The organism is uncultured Friedmanniella sp., assembly GCF_964244285.1.
Taxonomy (GTDB): Bacteria; Actinomycetota; Actinomycetes; order Propionibacteriales; family Propionibacteriaceae; genus Microlunatus.
The window spans coordinates 338,537-356,208 of record NZ_CAXTHT010000001.1 but is presented as its reverse complement, the minus strand read 5'-3'; the positions used below and the strand labels follow the sequence as shown (position 1 = coordinate 356,208).

The following is a 17,672-nucleotide window of genomic DNA, read 5'->3' as shown; positions in this document are numbered from 1 at the left end:
CGGCAGGGTCACAGGCCGAGCCCGCGACGGCCGATCTCGTTCAGCTGGTCGGGGCGGAAGCGGTCGGGCCAGGACACCTCGTAGTCCTCTTCGGGGAAGTCCGACGGGCTGCGGCCGGACGTGAACGCCTCGCTGACGAGCCCGGCGTAGTCCTCGTTCTTGCGGCACCAGGGGGCGGCCGGGATGTACATCACGTTGCCCCAGCCCTGCTGCTGCTGCACGGGTGCGACGGAGTGGACCATGTCGCAGTGCCACCAGACCGAGTCCCCGGGCTGCACGCTCGGGATCGACGACACGGCGTCGGTGAGGAGGTCGTGCCACCTGCGGGTCGTGGGGAAGGTGTGGTTCGGCTTGACCCCGCACATGTCGTCCTCGGCGACGTCGCTCAGCAGCGGCCGCAGCATGAGGTAGGCCATCGCCTTCGGGATCGGGACGGTGTGCAGGACGCCCTGGTCGTTGGCCATCTCGCTGAGGGCGGTCCAGCCCTGGAAGGTGCGGAACGCCGAGCACATCGTGGAGCCCGGGTACTGTGCCGCCTCGGTGCGGTAGGCCGCGTCCCAGGGGTCGTACGCGGCGAAGTCGCCCGCGAACAGGTGCCGGAAGGTCTGCTGGTAGCCCTCGGTCATCCACAGGTCGAGCGTGCCGGGGTCGGAGTGGGTGCCGAGGCCGCCCGAGTCGACGCCGGGCGGACGGCGGCGGATCCGGTCGGGGTAGAGGCTGTCCCGGTCCGGGTCGAACCAGCTGCGGCCCTCCCCGTCGGAGGTCCAGCGGGCGTTGAGGAACGACTGGACGGCGGCCATCCGCGGGTGCTGCCGGGCCTCCATCTGCGCACTCGACCAGTACACCGGGTAGATCTCGGGCTTGGACGCCTCGAGGTCGCCGAAGAAGTCATCGGCCGGACCGGCGTAGTTCTCGAAGAAGTGGTTGCCGTCGACGTAGTCGACGATGGCCGCGTCCCACCGCTCGGCCTGCTCGCGCGTGAAGTGGCGGCGGATCACCGCGCAGCCCCGGCGCTGCACCAGCGCCAACGTCTCCTCGCTGACGGTGCCGGCCTCGACATCGGTGTAGTCGATCACCGGCCACACCTCCTCGCCCCGCTCGCGGGTGGCGCGGATGTCGGCGACCTCGGCCCGGAGGAACTCCTCGACCTCGGCGACCACCTCCTCGACGGTGCGTCCGGACGCGGCGATCCGGTCGCGGATGGCCGCCTTGACCTCGACGATGGCCGCCGGGAGGTCCTCGGGGAGCGACTCCCAGTGAGGCAGGCCGCTGAGCTCGCTGCGGTGGGTGCTGGTGCTGGTGCTGGTCATGGTTTCGTCCTCCGGTCGACGAGTAAGGAGACCTAACCCGACTAATGTAAAGGTTCCTTACGAAGCCTGGCAAGAGTCGGGTCTCCCGGACTCAGCGGTGCAGGCGGAGCACCGTCACGGTCAGGTCCCCCGGGCGCAGCCGGCGAGCGGCGACGGTGGCCAGCAACGCGTCCAGCACCGCCTGCGCGGTGACGTCGGCCGGCTGCGTCGTCGCGGTCGTGATGTCGACGTGGATGTCCACCAGGCCGTCCCGCTGGGTGAGGTCCACGCCGTCGACGGGGGAGAAGGCCGCGCGTCCGGACAGGGGGGCACCGCGCCGGGTGGCGGTCCGCAGCTGCCGGAGGGCACTGGTCAGGGTGGGCTCGAGCCGGACGACGTGGGGGACCGCCGTGACGGCGTCGGCCGCGGCCTGCCGCAGAGCCTCAGCACCGGTCTCGGCGCCGGCTTCCGGCCGGAGGTCAGGCATCGTAGAGGTCCTCGACCGTGACGTCGATCCTGCTGGTGTGCAGGCCGGTCTCATCGGCCACGTGCCGACGCAGGTGGTCCCGCAGCCGGCCGGTGACCTCTGGGATGGAGACCCCCGCCGCCAGGGCGACGTGCAGCTCGATCCGGACGGTGCCAGCCTCGCCGGGGCGCTGCTCCGTGAGTTCGGCGACCACCGCGCAGTGCCGCCCACGGACGCCCGGGATCGCGTCGGCGCCCTGCCAGACCACGTCGAGGACCGCCTGCTCGCTGATGGCGAGCCGCGGCACGAGAGCCTCCGTCTCGGGCACCCGCAGCGGGAGGGCGCGCCCCCGCCGGACCTCGATGTGGACCAGCTGCATGACGAGGTCCTTGACCGCCACGCTGGGGACGTACTCGGGGTCCTGCTCCTCATACCCCCGAAGGGCGTCGGTGGCCTCGGAGAGCCCGAGCATGGTGGCCCGCGCCTGCTGGCAGAACGGGCAGGTCTGCTCGTGGGCGTCCGGGGGCCGGTCGGCGTCGGCCCACACGTCGTCGACGAGGCGGCCGCAACCCAGGCGGGACTCCTCGTTCACCGCCATGAGGCCATCCTCTCCGCCAGGTTCTGCCGGGCCCGGGCGATCCGGCCGCGCACCGTGGAGGGCGGCACTCTGAGCGCGACGGCGACCTCGTCGTAGCTGAGCCCGTCGATCTGGTGCATCGACCAGGCCGCCCGCTGCTCGGGCGGCAGCGTCGCGAGTGCCGCCTGCAGCGCCTGGACCTGCGCCCGGCGCACCACCATCTGGGCCGGGTCGTCCCGATCGCGCGCCGCGTCGCCGAGGCTACCGCGTCGCTCGTCCTCCTCGTCCGGCGCCGTCGGCTGGGGACGGCGGACGCGCAGCAGGTCGAAGCTGCGCCGGGTCGCGATCTGGTAGAGCCAGCCGCGGAACGCGGCGGTCGAGGTGAGGGTGGGCAGCCCCCGCCACGCGCCGACGAAGGTCTCCTGGACGACGTCCTCGGCGCTGCCCCGGTCGCCCAGCAGCCGGTAGGCGTAGCGGAAGAGCGGCGTCTGGTAGTGGTCGACCAGGGCCTCGAACGCCTCGACGTTCCCGTCGCGGGCCCGTGCCACCACGGTCGCCTCATCCGGGAGCAGCGCGGTTTGCGCGCCCGCAGGCCGGACGGCGTCGTCCGCGTCCACGTGCCCTCCCTGCTCGTCGTCCCGGGCCTTCGCCCCGAGCACCGTTCAGCGTAGGACATCACCGCGCAGCGAACCGGGGCGGAGCGGACCGGGGAAGATTTCGAGGATCCGGCCGTGACGATCTCCGCCGGTCCGCGACTTACCTGATGACAGCAGTCCACCGAGTTCAGGAGTTTCCATGTCGCAGTCCGTCGTCCAGCCCACCGGCGAGGAGCGCCGCCAGGCCGAGGCCAAGGCGGCCGAGCAGGCCGAGCAGCACGCGCCGAAGGTCCTCGACGCCCTCCACACCGAGCACGGTGACACCACCATCGCCGAGACCGTGGTCGCCAAGATCGCCGGCATCGCCACCCGTGAGGTGCCGGGGGTGTTCGCGATGGGGAACGCGGCCCGTCGCGCGCTCGGCAACCTGCAGCAGCGCATCCCCGGAGGTAGCTCCGCCGGCAGCGTCACCGGCGGCGTCAGCGTCGAGAAGGGCGAGAGCCAGGCGGCGGTCGAGGTCTCCGTGGTCGTCGAGTACGGCGCGTCGATCGTCACCGTCAGCGAGCAGATCCGCGAGAACGTCATCCGCGCCGTCGAGCACGGCACCGGCCTGGAGGTCGTCTCCGTGGACGTCAATGTCACCGACGTTCACCTGCCCGAGGAGGACGCCGCGGACCTGCCCGCCGTCGCCTCGGCTCCGCTACGCTGACCGACCCGCCACGATCCCCCGGCCGTCGTCGCCCGTACCCCTCCGGACGGCGGCCGCCGGGCTCGGTGCCCACGACCCGCACCCGCACCCACGACCACTCACCCACAGCCAGCCAGCCAGAGGAAGTTCTCATGTCCCGCACCACCACCGCCCTCTTCGTGGGGCTCGTCCTGGGCGTCACCGCCGCGTTCGGGACGTTCGGCTCGTTCGTCATCGTCCTGCTCTTCGGCTTGGTCGGCCTGCTGGTCGGCATGGTCCTCGACGGCCGGATCGACGTGGCGAGCACCCTCGGCCGGGCCACCGAGAAGCGATGAGCGCCCTCACCCTCCCCACGTCGGGCTTCCCGGTCTCCCCGCGCCACCGCGGCCGGCTGGTGCTGGCCCAGCGGGTGGTGGAGAAGGTCGCGGCGCAGGCCGCGGCCGAGCTCAGCCTCACCTCGGGCCGCTCCGGCGGCCTGCTGGGCTTCGGTAGCGACGCTGACGCCGGGGCCCGGCCCAAGGTCGACGTCCAGCTGTCGGGTCGGTCCGCCGATCTCACCCTCGAGGTCGGCATCGCCTACCCCGGGTCGATCCGCAGCGCCACCCACCTGGTGCGGGAGCACGTGACCCGGCGCGTCGAGGAGCTGACCGGCGTCGACGTCCGGCGCGTCGACGTCGAGGTCGCCTTCCTCACCTCCCGGGCGGCCGGCCCGGCGCGGGTGCTGCGATGAGCCGCAGCAACGCCCGGTCCCGCAGCCTGCGGCGACGCTCGAGCCGGGCGGTGCCCGCCACCGTCGTGGCCGTGGTCCTGCTCGCCGTCGGGGTGTTGGCCGCCCTCATCGGCTTCGCCCGGCTGGTGGACGGCAGCTGGCCGTCCGCACCGACCACCGCGGCGCGCGCGGTCGCCGGACTGACCTGGGTCTCGTCCGCGGTGGTGGCCACCGGTGCCGTGCTGGCGCTCGTCGGCCTGGTGCTGCTGCTGGCCGGGCTCACACCGGGACGTTTCCGGACCGCTCGGATGCAGGCCGGCACCGCCGGTGCCGACGGCGCCGGGGCCACCGACCTCGTCATCTCCACCCGGGCCCTGGCCCGCCTCGCGGCCGCTCGTGCCGACCGGGTCGACGGCGTCGACCGCGTCTCGGCCTCCGCGTCGGACCGCCGGGTTCGGCTCGACGTCATCACCACGTCCGAGCAGGTCGAGCAGATCCGCAGCCAGGTCAGCCGCGGCGTCGCGGAGACACTCGCCGCAACCGGCGTGCACCCCGTGCCGCGGGTCACCACCACCGTCCGTACGAAGGGGATCTGATGCGCCAGACCGCCACCGCCCTCAACCGGGCCTGGCTCAGCGTGGTCGGCCTGCTGACCCTGCTGTCCGGCCTGGCCGTCGTCCTGATCGGGACGGGGCTGCTGGCGCCGCTGGCCGCAGCCGCCCGGCTCGAGGTCAGCCGTCCGCGGCCCGCCGACCGACTCTTCGGGGCCGCCACGGCGTCGGCTCTCGGGCTCACCTGGGTGGCGCTCCTGATCGCCGTGCTCGGCGTGGTCGTGGCCCTGCTCGGGCTGGCCTGGCTCGTAGCCCAGGTCCCGCGCACCAACTCGGCCAAGCCGTTCCGGCTGCACGACGACACCGCGGGCGGGCTCACCAGCTGTGCCCCCGCCGTCCTCGCCGACGCGGTCGAAGCCCAGATCGCGACACTGCCCGACGTCCAGGAAGCCTCCGCCGTGATCCGCGGCACGGCCCAGCAGCCCGAGCTCACGGTGAAGGTCACCGCCACCGACCAGGCCGACGTGCCGCGGCTGCTCGAGGCCCTCCAGACCCAGGTGGCGACGGATCTCGGCGGCGCCCTCGACACCCGGCTCGCCCGGCTCGGGGTCCAGATCGAGATCGGCGCCACCAGGAGCAGCTCCGGCGAAGTCGTCCTCGAACCCCGCTGAGGCCCGGCCGGGAGGACCGTGAGGTCAGAGGTCGGCAGGAGCCGGGCGCTGAGCTCGGTGTCGTGAGAGACGCGTCCTCGACGTGTCCGACGGTCAGCCGAGTCGGAGCCCGCGATGGGACTGCAGCGTCAGGAGGGCCTCGACGGTGACGACGCCACGCCATTCCCAGGCTGCCGCGGGGTTCCACTTCGTCCAGGTGAAGTCCCAGCCACCGTCGCCGCGCTGACCGCCCTCGAGGTGGTCGAGGGCCCGCTCGAGCGCGGCTGCGCCCAGGAGGCGGGTGCCGGCATGGTCAGGTGAGGGTGCGAGGGCCAGGGGATCGAGCTCTTCGCCTGGCGCGCCTTCCTCGACCCCGAGGCGGCCGTCGGCGGGAACCAGATCGGCCAGCCGCTGAAGCTGCTGGTCGGCCCGATCCCGGTCGGGCACGACGTCGAGCAGGTCGACGACGTACTTGAAGGTGTAGGCGTCCCCGGGGGAGACGTCGTCGATCCGGGCCCAGCAGTACTCGCCCGCCCGTTCCAGCCACGGGTGGTCGAGCCCGAGGCGCGTCGCGCCGGCGAGCAGCTGGGCGGTGGCGAGCAGGGAGGACTCCGGGGTGGCTCGCATCCACGGCGCGGCCGGCTGCTCGTCCGCGCCCGGCAGCACGAACGGCACGCCTCCGTCGTCGTTGGTGACGGTCGACAGCCAGTCGAGGGCACCCAGGCCCAGTGCTCGGGTCTCGCCCGTGGACGGCACGGTGGCGAGGACGTCCATCGCGTAGCGCAGCGGGATCGGTTGGCTCGCGGGAGTCCGCAGGTCCGGCTCCAGGGCGCCGAAACCGCCGTCGGGGTTCCGGTAGGCGGCGAGCGCGGTCACGACCAGCTCAGCCGGCGCGTCGTCGAAGGCGTGCTGGAAGCGGCGGCGATCGATCAGTCGGGCGTGGCTGTGGACGAAGGTACGGGCAGCGTCGAGGTTGATCACGGCAGCCAGCCTGGCGAACGAACGGCACCAGTGGCTAGAACGTTCCGGACATCGACTCCCCTGCCGGTGTCGCTCCCTCGTCCCGCAGCTGTGCCGGCGTGCGTCCCGTGAGGCTGCGGCACTCCCGGCCGAGGTGAGGCTGGTCGGCGTAGCCGGCCGCCGCGGCCAGCTGGGCCAGCGTCCTCGCAGCCGGCTCTCCCTCGATCAGGCGGAGGAACCGCTGCAGTCGCAGAATCCGCTGCTGCGTGCGCGGGCCGTAGCCGACCGCACGCTCGATCCGGCGTCTGAGCTGACGTTCCCCGAGCCCGAGCTGACGACCGACCCCAGCGAGCGGCTGCTCGACGGAGAGCAGTGCAGCGCGGCGGGCCAGGACGTCTGGCGTCCGAACCGGCTCGGCGAAGGAACGGGTCAACACGCTCACCGCCCGTTCGGGGCCGGCGCCCAGCACGGCGGCGGTCAGACGGCGCGCTGGCCGAGCGCCGATGACGTCCTCGATCGGGACCGTCTGGTCGCGCAGCTGGTCGGCCGGGATGCCGAGACCCACCTCGGCCGCACCGACGCGAAAGCGCACACCGCAGCCGTGCTGGCCCGGAGTAGGTGCCACCACGACCACCCCGGTGGCCGGGCCCGCCACCACGACCCGGCCTCCGCTGAGCACCACATCCACGCAGCCGTCCGGCAGCACCCTCGCGCCGGACCCGTCACTCACCCACGCGCAGGCGACGTGCGCGAGCCACGGCGGGGGACGCAGCTCGCGGTACACGAGCCCATTCCACTACAGCCCCACCTCGGCGGTCGAGGACCGGGTGAGCACCGACGCGAGGAGCTCGGCCGCCTCTCGATGCCTGGCCGCTCGTCAGCCCGGCGCAGCGCCGCGGGGTACGGACGCCTTCAGGAACGCCCGCCAGGCACCGGCCGAGTCGTTCAGGTCGCCCCCGTGGCCGATGCGGTCCAGCACCCGGCGGCTGGCGGCCCGGGTGCCGGCGTCCCAGGCGCCGGTGACCTCGACCGGCTCGTCCCAGAGGTGGGTGCAGATGGCCTGGACCGCCTGCAGCTGCGAGGTCGACGAGGTCGACAGCTTCGACAGGCCGCTGCCCGAGCGTCCGTTGTCGACGTGGATGTGGTTGGCGTGGGTGGCGTTGTACTCATAGGTCAGCACGTAGGCGAAGTCGTGGTGCAGACTCGCGGCCAGGGCCCAGTACCGCCGCAGCGCCCGCCGGAGCTCCTCTCCCGAGCTCGAGCGCCAGCGGTCGTGGCGGCAGGAGACGAAATCCACACCAGGCAGTCGTAGCCGCGACAGGTCGAACGCGCGACCCGCCGCGTGCCACGAGCTGCAGTCGGACCCGCCGTCGACGTAGGCGCCGTAGGTCCAGACCTGGTCGGGCGCGGCCAGGCCGGACTCCTTCCGGTACGCCCTGAGCCACCGGCCGAGCTGACCGAAGAAGCCGGGCTCGAAGGCGAACGACTCCCGCCGCTGGCTGATCTCGTAGACCAAGGGCAGCTTCTCGAGCGTCTTGTGCTCGGCCAGCGTGCTTCGGGCCACGCAGTGGTCCGGGGCGTCCGCCCCGCTGGAGCCCGACCCGTCGGGGGAGCGGGAGCAGCCGCCGACGAGCAGTGCGGCGCTGCTCGCCCCCGCCCAGCGGAGCAGCTGGCGACGCTTCACCCCGCTCCTCGACGCCGGCGACCCGACCTGGCCCTAATTTCTCACTCCAGTCGTCCCGACACGCCGACCATCCCGGCGTGTCGGGACAACTGGAGTGAGAAAACCAGGGCTTCACGCCTTCGAGGATTTCAGCCGGAGCCCAGCGGCCGCGTCGGACCGCGGTCCGGTTGGGGTAGGACCAGGGTGCCCCGCCGTATGCTCGGCACGTCGTTGACCGCCGACGAAGCAGAGGACCCCCCGTGCGCCCGCTCGCTGCCTTCGTGGCCCGGTACCGCTACCTCGTCGTGGTGCTCTGGGTGCTGCTCGCCGCGGCTGGCGCCGTGGCCGCCCCGCGGGCCGTGGACGCGCTGACCTACGACTTCAGCCTGCCCGGGCAGCCGGGCTTCGAGGCCAACCAGCGGCTCGCCGACGAGGTCGGCTCTGGCGCGGACGACGCGCCGCTGCTCCTGGTGGTCGGCGACGGCACCACCCAGGTCGACGAGCGGGCCGCGACCGGGCTGACCCGGGCCGTTACCGGAGCGCTCCCGGGTGCCCGCATCGTCTCCTTCGTCGACGAGCCGCAGCTGCGCTCGGCCGACGGCACGACCGGCGTCGTGCTGGTCTACCCGCGCCCGGTCCCCGGCCCCGACGCGTACGCGGCGGCCCTGCCCACCCTGGAGGGGATCGCGGCGTCGTCGACCACGGTGCCGGTGGCGGTCACCGGACAGGACGCGCTCGCCGCCGACACCGAGTCCGGCGGGGCGGGCGTCCTCGCCGAGGTGCTGTTCGGAGCGGTCGGGGCGCTGGTCGTGCTGCTGCTCGTCTTCGGCTCGGCCCTGGCCCTGATGCCCCTGGTCGTTGCGGCCGGCTCGATCCTGACCACCTTCGGGATCGTCTGGGCCCTGACCGAGGTCACCGACGTGTCCTTCATCGTCCAGTACCTGCTGTCCCTGATCGGGCTGGGCGTGGCCATCGACTACGCGCTGCTCATCGTCACCCGCTGGCGCGAGGAACGCGCCCACGGCGGCACCGAGGCCGAGGCGATGGAGCGGACGCTGCGCACGGCCGGCCGGTCGGTCCTCTTCTCCGGGGTCACCGTCGCGGTCAGCCTCGCCGCCCTGATCGCGCTGCCCGTGCCCTTCCTGCGCAGCGTCGGCTTCACCGGCCTGCTGATCCCGGTGATCAGCGTGGTCGCGTCGATCACCCTGCTGCCGGCCCTACTGCTGATGGTGGGCCGTCGGCTGGAATGGCCCCGTCGGTCCCGGGGAGGCCGCGGCCTCGGCAGCTCCGAGAGCCGGCTCTGGCGGCGGATCGGCTCCGCCGTCGTCGGGCACCGCTGGCTGTCCGCCCTCGCGGCTGCCGCGGTGCTGCTCGCGCTGGCGGCTCCGGTCCTCGGACTGCGGCTCGGGACGCCGAGCGCAGCGTCGCAGGCCCCCACCGCGGGCACGGCCGGCACCGCCTTCACCCGGCTGGCCGACTCGGGCGTGGGCGCGGGGCTGCTGAGCCCGGTCGAGATCCGCACCACCGACGTCGACGCGGTCCGGACGGCGGTGGCCGACCTCCCGGGCGTGGCCGGCGTGCTCGCGCCCGCCTCGTGGGTCGCCGGGGACGCGCGGGTCGTCGACGTCTGGACGGTCGCCGACACCTCCGACGCCGCCGGGTCGGACGCCGCGGCCGCGGTCCGGACGGCGGCCGAGCGGACGGGGGCGCAGGTCGGCGGGGTACCCGCCCAGGACGCCGACTTCCTCGTCGCCGTCTACGGCAACGCGCCCCTCGTCCTCGGTCTGATCGTCCTGGTCACCTTCGTCCTGCTCGCGACGGCGCTGCGGTCGGTCTGGCTGCCCGTCAAGGCGCTGGTACTCAACGTGATCTCGATCAGCGCCGCCTACGGGGTCACCGTGCTCATCTGGCAGCACGGCTACGGCACGTCGCTGCTCTTCGGCCAGCAAGCCTCCGGCACGATCACCACCTGGGTCCCGATCGCCGTGTTCGCCTTCCTCTTCGGGCTGTCGATGGACTACGAGGTCTTCCTGCTGTCCCGGATCCGAGAGGAGTACGACCACCACCACGACACCGACCAGGCCACCGTCGCCGGCGTGGCCCGGACCGGACGGCTGGTCACCTCCGCGGCCCTGATCCTGTTCCTGGCCTTCATCGCGCTGTCCCGGGTGCCGTCCACCGACGTCAAGATCCTGGCCACCGCGCTGGCCCTCGGCATCATCCTCGACGCGACCCTCGTCCGCGGCGTGCTGGCTCCCGCGCTGGTGGCGCTGCTGGGTCGGGCGAACTGGTGGTGGCCCGGCCGGCCCCGGCCGCGTCGGGCCCTCTGAGCGCTACCGGTCGGCGTCGGCGGTCCGCCAGAGCACCGTGCCCAGCAGGGCCAGCGTGCAGACGTGCACCGCGGTGCACCACAGGCAGAGGGCGTTGACCCGGAACAGCTCCACCCAGACGAGGTAGACCACGCTCAACACCCCTGCGCCCACGCCGGCGAGCCGGACCAGGTCGAGCCGACGGTGCTGCCAGGCCGCGGGGGTGAGCAGTGCCACCATCCCCACGAAGTACGCGAGCCCGAGCACGGCCACCGGGACCCCGGCGACCTCGCTGTAGGGGCTCGAGGTCACCTTGGCGCAGTTGACCACCGCGCCCTCGGGGCAGGCCAGCAGAGCTGAGGAGGTGAAGTGCTCGACGGTCAGGTACGCCGAGACGGCGAGCCCGACCAGCGCGACCACCAACGACGGCTCGACCCGGGTCCGCGTCCGGTCGGCGTCCGTCACCGGGCTCACGACAGCGTCTTCGCCGCGGCCAGCACCCCGGCCGAGGTGCAGACGTTGCTGGGCTTGTTGTCGGTGCTGGCGCAGATGGCCGCCGTGATCGCGTTGGCCGTCCCGTCGACGGCCTTGGCGATGTCGGAGCTCGGGTCGGACAACGCCGCCGCCACCTGGGCGTGGGTCTTGCCCGCCAGGACCTGCGGATCGTAGGAAGCGCCGCTGATCAGGTACGTGCCGGCGATGTCGACGAACGGGTACGAGCCGCCGCTCAGCGTCGAGAAGGTCTGCTCGTCCTCCGCCGTGGGGGTGTCGAGCGTGGCGTACCCGCTGCCGGACCGCTCGTTGCTCTCGGCCTCCACGCCGGTGAAGGCGATGGTCTTGCTGGTGTAGCTCGAGCCGTGGAAGGTCAGCGTCGGCGTGCTGGGGTAGACATCGGTGGAGCTGGAGGCGGTCTGGCCGAGGCCGGTGAAGGTGCCGAACCGGGACAGCGCGACCACCATCGGCCACCGTTCGGCCGCGCAGTAGGGGCAGTACTCCGCGCCGACGTAGAGGATCTTGGGCTTGCCGTCCGCGGTCAGCGCCGCTCCGCCGCCCGCCTTGGGCGGGGTCTTCATGGTGCCGGTGCCGACCTGGTCGAGGACGGTGGCCGGCACGGAGGTGACACCCGCGATGACCCCGCTGTCGGTGACACCGCTCGCGGTCGGGGACGTCGAGGAGCCCAACCCTGTCAGCCGGACGACCACGAGGGCGGCCACGGCCACCAGGACCACGGCCAGAGGGATGATCACCAGCATCCGCTGACGCCGCCGGCGCTCCTGTCGCGCCTGCTCGGCGGCCAGCCGTGCCCTCGCCGAGGCGGCACCCTTGGCCGCGTTGGCCGCCGGTCGCGGGGTGGCGGGTCGGGGCGGTGTCCGCGTGGCCTGCGGACGGGCGGCGGCTGGCGTGCGCTTGGGGGGCTGGCTCATGGCACCAGTCTGAACGACCGGACCGGGGTCAGGCGTTCCCCGCGAGAACCGGGTCCTCCTCTTCCTCGAGGTCCTCGGCGACCATGGTCTCGATCGCCGCCGTCGGCTGCACCGTGCTGACGGTGAAGAAGTAGACGATGAGCGCGAACACCGCGACGATCAGCGCGTCCCAGTCGTCCGGCATCACCTTGGCGGCGCCGTCGCCGTAGTTGCCGAGGTAGCCCAGCACGATCAGTCCGATCTGCCAGGGCCAGATCCACAGCGCCGAGCGGAACCGCGCGCGGGGCACGTCGACGTTGCGGGCGCGGACGGCCACGGCGATGAAGAAGACGACCTGGCCCAGCAGCAGACCGATGGCCAGCTTCCAGGTGGCCGCGAAGCCGCCCCAGTAGATGATCAGGTTCGCGAACGCGAAGCCGAGCGGCAGCATGACCTTGGGGAACGGCACGCGGTAAGGGTGCTCGCGGCTGGGGTCGCCCTTCATCAGCGCACCCAGCGACACGGGCGCGAACGCGTACATGATCGCGGTGGCGCCGGTGATCAGGGCGACCAGCTGCTGCCAGCTGGGGGCAGGTGCCAGGAAGACCATGCCGAAGACGGTCGCGACGACGATCGACCACACCGGCACCCCGCGCTTGGAGACCCTGGTCAGGGCGTCCGGCAGGCCCAGCGCGTAGGAGATCCGGGCGGTCGTGCCCACGTAGATGAGCCCGGTGCCGCCGGGGGAGATGACGGCGTCGATGATCAGGATGACCGCCAGCCAGGCGACGCCGGACTGGATCGCGAGTGTGTAGTACGGGCCGTAGTCTCCGGCGCCGATCGGGCTGGCCCAGCCTCCGCTGGCCAGCTTGGCCGGGTCGAGCGCGCCGACGAAGGCGATCTCGAGGCCGATGTAGACGACCGTGCCGATGAGCATGGCCAGGATGATCGCCTTCGAGACGTGCTTCTTCGGGTTGACCGACTCACCAGCCATCTGGGTGGCCTGCTCGAACCCCTGCAGGGCGAAGACCACGCCCGCCGGCAGGGCCGCGAAGACGCCGTGGAAGCCGAACGGGGCGAAACCGCCGCCGGCGGTGAAGTTGCCCGGGTGGAAGTCGATCAGCAGCAGCGTGACGATGGTGAGCACCGGCACGAAGATCTTCCACAGCACGATCCCGGTGTTGCTGTCGGACAGCCACCTCGCGCCGCCCAGGTTGATGAACGAGAACAGGGCCATCGCGAGCACCCCGATCACGATGCCCCGGAGGGTGAGCGTGCCGTCCACGTTGACCAGGGGGAAGTTGTTCTTGACCGCGTCCACCGAGTTCACGTAGCTGAGCGACGCCTCGACCTCGAGCGGGGCGATGGCCACCGCCTGCAGGTAGGTCGTCCAGCCGGCGGTGAAGCCGGCGAAGCTGCCGAACGCGTAGTTGGGGTAGCGCGACGTGCCGCCGGCCACCGGGTAGGCGGCGCCGAGGTCGGCGTGGATCAGCGCTAGCACCATCAGCATGATCGCGGCCAGCACCCACGAGATCAGCGAGCCGCCACCACCGGCGTAGCCGGCCGCGGTCAGGGCTCCCAGCAGCCAACCGGAGCCGATGATGGAGCCGAGCGAGACGAAGCTCAGGCCCCAGAAACCGACGGTACGGCTGAGCCGCCGCGGTTCGGTGGACGTGGGGACAGCATCAAGGGTCTTGGACACCGAGGACCTCCAGGGGCACAGCGGACCGTCCCCCGACGGGGCAGCCGAATCTGACCATAGGCTTACTATGTGTGCTTGTCACGGCCTCGACACGCGGAGTTCACGTCGTACTCACGGTTGTAACACGACGGTCCTACGAGCCCGGCTGGCAGCCACCACCGCTCCCAGCAGCGCACCCGGCCGACCATCCGGCAACGGTCCGGTCACTGTGTCGGTGATCGGACCCGCCCGGCGGCGGCGACTGTCAGGATCCACACCGTGAGCCACCGACGACGTTGGGCCCTCGCCGCGGGCCTTGCCCTCTGCCTGACCGCCATCCTTCCCCGCCCCGCCGGAGCAGCTCCTGCCCCGGCACCAGCGGCTCGTCAGACGCAGCTGCGGTGCGGCCTGCCTGGCCTCAGGGACGAGCCCTCCGACAGCTCGGCCAGCTTCACCGGGACCCCGGACGGCAACGACGTGGCCGTGGGGGCACCGGGCACGCCGCGGGGGAGGCTGACCCAGGCCGGGATGGTGGAGGTGCGCTACTCCTGTGCCGCCCGGTCGGGGGTGCAGAACCTGCGGTTGCCCACGTCGCACCGCGGCGACCGGTTCGGGGCCGCCATCACGGCGGCCCACCTCAACGGGGACGTCTACACCGACCTCGTGGTGGGCGTGCCCGGCCTCGACGTCGGGAAGGCCAAGGACGCCGGCGGCATCGCCATGTTCCTCGGTTCGCCCGCGGGGCTGGTCTACGCCCGGACCCTCACCCAGGCGTCGCCGGGGATGCCGGGAGGGGTCCAGGCGGGCGCCCACTTCGGTGCCGTCCTCAGCTTCGAGGCTGAGCGCTGGTGGGACGACGAACCTGACGGCGTGCTCGGGATCGGGGCCCCGGACAAGGACGTCGGCGGCGTGGTGGACGCCGGAGCGGTGGTCGAGATCAACACCCTGTCCTCGTCCGAGGGCGTGGTGCGGCAGGAGCTGACGCTGGACAGCCCTCGGGTCCCAGGGGCTCCGGGCGTCGGGGACCACCTGGGCGCGGCCATCGACCTCTCGACGGGCACGTTCGGCATCGGACTCCCGGGCCGCAAGGTCAACGGTCACCACCAGGCCGGCGCGGTCCTCGTGGCGCGTCGCGACGACGACTCCCCCTACGGCCTCCAGCTGGTCACCCAGGACACCCGCGGTTTCGCCGGCACCGCCGAGACGGGCGACCGGTTCGGCGCGGCCCTCGCCGGCGGCTGGATCGGCGTCCCCGGCGAAGACGTGCGCGGCGTCCGCGACGCCGGCCTGCTCCAGTCCCAACAAGGGGACTCCGTCCACCAGGAGACCGACCGGTTCCCTGGTCGCGCCCGCGCCGGGGACCAGCTGGGCGCTGCTCTCTCGGTCTGGGTCCCGCCGACGGAGAACGGCACGCAGACGGTCAAGATCCTGGCCGGCATGCCCGGCAAGGACGTGGCCGGGGTCGAGGACGCAGGCGCGGTGCTGTCCTTCCGCTTCGCCCGGTCGACCTACCCGAGGATCTTCGCCGTCTCGGTCGCGCCGGCACCCGACCCGGAACCGAACGGTCACTTCGGCTCCGCCATGCTCCGGGCCGGCACCCAGGTGCTCGTCGGGGCGCCAGGAGCAGCGGCCGGTCGAGGGCGGGTCGCCGTGTACGACTGCCTGTACGAGAATGTCCCGCTGGCTCTCCGCGGCCAGTGGACCCAGGCCACCGCCGCAGCCCGGACCAACCGCTACGGCACCGCCCTCGGCGGCATCCCGAACCTCACCTGACAGCGTGACTGCTACCTCCCCACGGGGGGCCTACCAGCCGCGGGCGCGCCACTCCGGGAGATGGGGCCGCTCGGCGCCGAGGGTGGTGTCGTCGCCGTGGCCGGGGTGGACCACCGTCCGGTCGTCGAAGCGGGCGAAGACACCTCGCTCCAGGTCGTCCAGCAGGGACGTGAAGTCGGCCGGGCCGGAGGTCTTGCCCGGGCCTCCGGGGAAGAGGCTGTCGCCGGTGAAGAGGTGGGCCACGCCGTCGGCACCCTCGTAGGCGAGGGCGATGGAGCCGGGGGTGTGGCCGACCAGGCCGATCACGTCCAGCACCTGGTCGCCGACGGTGACCGTGTCCCCGTCCCAGAGGCCGGTCAGGTTCTCGACCCAGGCGCCGGTGGCGATGGCGTGCACGTCGGGACGGCCGCAGTGCAGTGCGGCGCCGGTGGCCTCGGCGACGTCGCTCAGCGCCTGCCAGTGGTCAGCGTGCCGGTGGGTGGTGACGATGGTGTCCAGCGAGCTGGCGGTGACGGCCAGCAGGCGCGGGGTGTCCGCCGCGGCGTCCACCAGCAGCCGGCCACCGTCGGCGCTGGTCAGCAGGTAGGCGTTGTTGTCCATCGGTCCGACGCTCAGCTTGGTCATCGTCAGACTGGGGGAGAGCGGCAGGATCAGCGGTTCGCCGCCGGGGTCGACGTGGTTCAGTCCGGACATCGTGGTGTCCTCTCGGGTGGGGGTCGAGGAAGGTCCTCAGAAGGCGGGCAGCCGCAGCCCGTCCCCGCCGGTCAGGGCGGAGTCGTCGCAGCGTCCGGTCAGCCAGCCCAGCAGGTCGGCGCTGCGGCCGCGGACCGTACGGGTCTCCCCGGAGCTGCCCACGGTGAGCGACGTGGTGTCCGACACCAGCTCCAACCGCGGGAACTCATCGCGCTCCCGCAGCCGGAACGCCGACAGCTCCAGGAGCCAGTCGGCGGTGGCGGGCCTGACGTCGTCCAGCGTGAAGCCGGTGTCCAGGTCGACGTGGTGCAGCACCACCTCGAGCAGCCGGGCCAGCGGCAGCATCCGGGCCGGCGTCTGGAGGCCCCCGCGCAGGGTCACCACGGCGTCCCAGCCGCCGTCGGTGTCCAGCTGGTCGAACCCGCCGTCGAGCCGGCCCGCCGTCGCGTCCAGGTCCTCCTGCAGCTCGAGGCCCGAACGCAGCGCACCCGCCTCGATCTCGCTCTCGCGCTGCTCGGGAGAGCCGTACATCTCCTGCCGCCGGCCGGTCCGGGCCCAGTCGACGAGCCGGCTCAGCCCGTCGGCCTGTCGGGCGATGTGGGTGGCGACGTGGCCGCGGCTCCAGCCCGGCAACCGGCTCGGCCCCCGCCAGTCCTCGTCGGTGACGGTGATGGTGTCGCCGAGCAGACGGCCGGTGGCCTCGACGAGCTCGGCGCGCAGGCCGGCGAGCTGACCCTGCTGGTCCGGCCGCCCCTCCTGGTCCGGTGGCTGGTCGGCGGTCGGGGCGTCGGGCACGGTCTCACCGTAGAGGATGCTGGCGGCGTGAGCGATCTCCGCACGGGCGCCGTCGCCCGGCTCTTCGACGACCTCAGCCCGACCTACGACCAGAGTGGGGTGGCCTTCTTCTCACCCGTCGCGGAGCGGCTGGTCGCGCTGGTCCGGCCGGTGCCGGGCGAGCAGGTGGCCGACTTCGGCTGCGGCCGGGGTGCCGTCGCCCTGCGGATCGCGAGCGCCGTCGGGCCGGACGGCTCGGTGACCGCGATGGACCTGGCTCCGGGGATGGTCGCCGCGACCGCGGAGGAGGCGGAGCGCCGCGGCCTGACGTGGCTCCGGGCCGTAACCGGCGATGCGGGCGGTCCCGACCTGCCGGCCGCTTCGCTCGATCTCCTCACCGCGTCCCTGGTGCTGTTCTTCCTGCCCGACCCGCTCGCCGCGGTGCGCTGCTGGCTCGACCTGCTGGGGCCCGGAGGCCGGATCGGCATCACCACCTTCGGCGAGCAGGACGAGGTGTGGCGAGCCGTGGACGACCTCTTCGACCCGTACCTGCCGCCCGGGATGCTCGACCCCCGCACCGCCGGCCGCCGGGGCCCGTTCAGCAGCGAGTCGGCCCTGGCCGCCCTGGTCAGCGAGGCCGGGGGGCAGGTGACGGCCTCGGTCGAGGAGCCGTTGCCGGTCCGGTTCGCCGACGTCGAGCAGTGGGAGCGGTTCAGCCTGAGCACGGGTCAGCGGCAGATGTGGCAGCTCGTGCCCGAGCCCGAGCGGGCGGGTCTGCGGGCCGCTGCCGGACGGTTGCTGGAGTCCGCCCGGCCGGTGCCGGGGGGCGCGATCGAGGTCCGTCAGGTCATCCGCTGCACCCTCGTCGAGCGGCTCTGACCCGCGGTCTG

At 72.9% G+C, this 17,672-nt stretch carries 20 protein-coding genes; 8 read left to right on the top strand and 12 right to left on the bottom strand.

Annotated elements, in window-relative coordinates; all coding sequences use genetic code 11:
• Window positions 1–8: 8 nt before the first annotated feature.
• The 4 genes from ACFE7W_RS01645 to ACFE7W_RS01630 form a co-directional block, all read right to left on the bottom strand.
• Window positions 9–1,310: a YbiU family protein gene (locus tag ACFE7W_RS01645; RefSeq protein WP_375423026.1), complete on the bottom strand. Its 1,302-nt coding sequence runs from the start codon at window positions 1,308–1,310 to the stop codon at window positions 9–11.
• Window positions 1,311–1,401: 91 nt separating this feature from the next.
• Window positions 1,402–1,776: a hypothetical protein gene (locus ACFE7W_RS01640; RefSeq protein WP_375423025.1), complete on the bottom strand. Its 375-nt coding sequence runs from the start codon at window positions 1,774–1,776 to the stop codon at window positions 1,402–1,404.
• Entirely contained in the window at window positions 1,769–2,353 is a 585-nt protein-coding gene (locus ACFE7W_RS01635; protein WP_375423024.1) for an Asp23/Gls24 family envelope stress response protein, read from the bottom strand. Before ACFE7W_RS01635 ends, ACFE7W_RS01640 begins: the two co-directional genes overlap by 8 nt.
• Window positions 2,344–2,991, bottom strand: a complete 648-nt coding sequence (locus ACFE7W_RS01630) for an RNA polymerase sigma factor (protein ID WP_375423023.1) — start codon at window positions 2,989–2,991, stop codon at window positions 2,344–2,346. The genes ACFE7W_RS01635 and ACFE7W_RS01630 overlap by 10 nt, the downstream gene beginning before the upstream one ends.
• A gap of 136 nt (window positions 2,992–3,127) precedes the next feature.
• On the opposite strand from ACFE7W_RS01630, the gene ACFE7W_RS01625 reads away from it, so the two are divergent.
• The 5 genes from ACFE7W_RS01625 to ACFE7W_RS01605 all read left to right on the top strand — a co-directional run bounded on the left by ACFE7W_RS01625 (window position 3,128) and on the right by ACFE7W_RS01605 (window position 5,547).
• The gene (locus tag ACFE7W_RS01625) at window positions 3,128–3,637 is read left to right on the top strand and encodes an Asp23/Gls24 family envelope stress response protein (RefSeq protein WP_375423022.1); all 510 of its coding nucleotides are present in this window, start codon (window positions 3,128–3,130) and stop codon (window positions 3,635–3,637) included.
• 131 nt (window positions 3,638–3,768) lie between these two features.
• Window positions 3,769–3,951 (top strand): hypothetical protein, encoded by a 183-nt coding sequence (locus ACFE7W_RS01620; protein ID WP_375423021.1) that lies wholly within the window; start codon window positions 3,769–3,771, stop codon window positions 3,949–3,951.
• Window positions 3,948–4,346, top strand: a complete 399-nt coding sequence (locus ACFE7W_RS01615) for an Asp23/Gls24 family envelope stress response protein (RefSeq protein ID WP_375423020.1) — start codon at window positions 3,948–3,950, stop codon at window positions 4,344–4,346. The genes ACFE7W_RS01620 and ACFE7W_RS01615 overlap by 4 nt, the downstream gene beginning before the upstream one ends.
• Entirely contained in the window at window positions 4,343–4,921 is a 579-nt protein-coding gene (locus ACFE7W_RS01610) for a DUF6286 domain-containing protein (RefSeq protein WP_375423019.1), read from the top strand. The genes ACFE7W_RS01615 and ACFE7W_RS01610 overlap by 4 nt, the downstream gene beginning before the upstream one ends.
• On the top strand, window positions 4,921–5,547 hold the full coding sequence (locus ACFE7W_RS01605) for a hypothetical protein (protein ID WP_375423018.1): 627 nt from the start codon (window positions 4,921–4,923) through the stop codon (window positions 5,545–5,547). Before ACFE7W_RS01610 ends, ACFE7W_RS01605 begins: the two co-directional genes overlap by 1 nt.
• Before the next feature lie 93 nt (window positions 5,548–5,640).
• Here the strand turns inward: ACFE7W_RS01605 and ACFE7W_RS01600 are convergent, their stop codons facing one another.
• The 3 genes from ACFE7W_RS01600 to ACFE7W_RS01590 all read right to left on the bottom strand — a co-directional run bounded on the left by ACFE7W_RS01600 (window position 5,641) and on the right by ACFE7W_RS01590 (window position 8,170).
• Window positions 5,641–6,507 (bottom strand): hypothetical protein, encoded by an 867-nt coding sequence (locus tag ACFE7W_RS01600; RefSeq protein WP_375423017.1) that lies wholly within the window; start codon window positions 6,505–6,507, stop codon window positions 5,641–5,643.
• A 34-nt stretch (window positions 6,508–6,541) separates the two neighbouring features.
• A complete protein-coding gene (locus ACFE7W_RS01595) occupies window positions 6,542–7,270 on the bottom strand; it encodes a helix-turn-helix domain-containing protein (RefSeq protein ID WP_375423016.1) in 729 nt (242 codons plus the stop codon).
• Window positions 7,271–7,363: 93 nt separating this feature from the next.
• On the bottom strand, window positions 7,364–8,170 hold the full coding sequence (locus tag ACFE7W_RS01590; protein WP_375423015.1) for an extensin family protein: 807 nt from the start codon (window positions 8,168–8,170) through the stop codon (window positions 7,364–7,366).
• Between the two features lie 239 nt (window positions 8,171–8,409).
• Here ACFE7W_RS01590 and ACFE7W_RS01585 point away from each other — a divergent pair, with 239 nt between their 5' ends.
• The gene (locus ACFE7W_RS01585; RefSeq protein ID WP_375423014.1) at window positions 8,410–10,479 is read left to right on the top strand and encodes an MMPL family transporter; all 2,070 of its coding nucleotides are present in this window, start codon (window positions 8,410–8,412) and stop codon (window positions 10,477–10,479) included.
• A gap of 3 nt (window positions 10,480–10,482) precedes the next feature.
• On the opposite strand, the gene ACFE7W_RS01580 is transcribed toward ACFE7W_RS01585, so the two are convergent.
• From ACFE7W_RS01580 to ACFE7W_RS01570, 3 genes are read right to left on the bottom strand one after another with little or no spacing between them, the layout of a single operon-like run.
• On the bottom strand, window positions 10,483–10,932 hold the full coding sequence (locus ACFE7W_RS01580; protein ID WP_375423013.1) for a vitamin K epoxide reductase family protein: 450 nt from the start codon (window positions 10,930–10,932) through the stop codon (window positions 10,483–10,485).
• Window positions 10,929–11,882, bottom strand: coding sequence for a DUF929 family protein (locus tag ACFE7W_RS01575; protein ID WP_375423012.1), 954 nt, complete (start codon window positions 11,880–11,882; stop codon window positions 10,929–10,931). The genes ACFE7W_RS01580 and ACFE7W_RS01575 overlap by 4 nt, the downstream gene beginning before the upstream one ends.
• Window positions 11,883–11,910: 28 nt before the next feature.
• Window positions 11,911–13,563, bottom strand: a complete 1,653-nt coding sequence (locus ACFE7W_RS01570) for an APC family permease (RefSeq protein WP_375423011.1) — start codon at window positions 13,561–13,563, stop codon at window positions 11,911–11,913.
• A gap of 258 nt (window positions 13,564–13,821) precedes the next feature.
• On the opposite strand from ACFE7W_RS01570, the gene ACFE7W_RS01565 reads away from it, so the two are divergent.
• Window positions 13,822–15,315, top strand: coding sequence for a hypothetical protein (locus tag ACFE7W_RS01565; protein ID WP_375423010.1), 1,494 nt, complete (start codon window positions 13,822–13,824; stop codon window positions 15,313–15,315).
• 30 nt (window positions 15,316–15,345) lie between these two features.
• Here ACFE7W_RS01565 and ACFE7W_RS01560 read toward each other — a convergent pair whose 3' ends face one another.
• Both ACFE7W_RS01560 and ACFE7W_RS01555 read right to left on the bottom strand, forming a co-directional pair.
• Window positions 15,346–16,008 (bottom strand): MBL fold metallo-hydrolase, encoded by a 663-nt coding sequence (locus ACFE7W_RS01560; RefSeq protein ID WP_375423009.1) that lies wholly within the window; start codon window positions 16,006–16,008, stop codon window positions 15,346–15,348.
• Between the two features lie 36 nt (window positions 16,009–16,044).
• Window positions 16,045–16,803: a maleylpyruvate isomerase family mycothiol-dependent enzyme gene (locus ACFE7W_RS01555; protein ID WP_375423008.1), complete on the bottom strand. Its 759-nt coding sequence runs from the start codon at window positions 16,801–16,803 to the stop codon at window positions 16,045–16,047.
• 27 nt (window positions 16,804–16,830) lie between these two features.
• Here ACFE7W_RS01555 and ACFE7W_RS01550 point away from each other — a divergent pair, with 27 nt between their 5' ends.
• On the top strand, window positions 16,831–17,661 hold the full coding sequence (locus ACFE7W_RS01550) for a class I SAM-dependent methyltransferase (RefSeq protein WP_375423007.1): 831 nt from the start codon (window positions 16,831–16,833) through the stop codon (window positions 17,659–17,661).
• Window positions 17,662–17,672 lie beyond the last annotated feature (11 nt).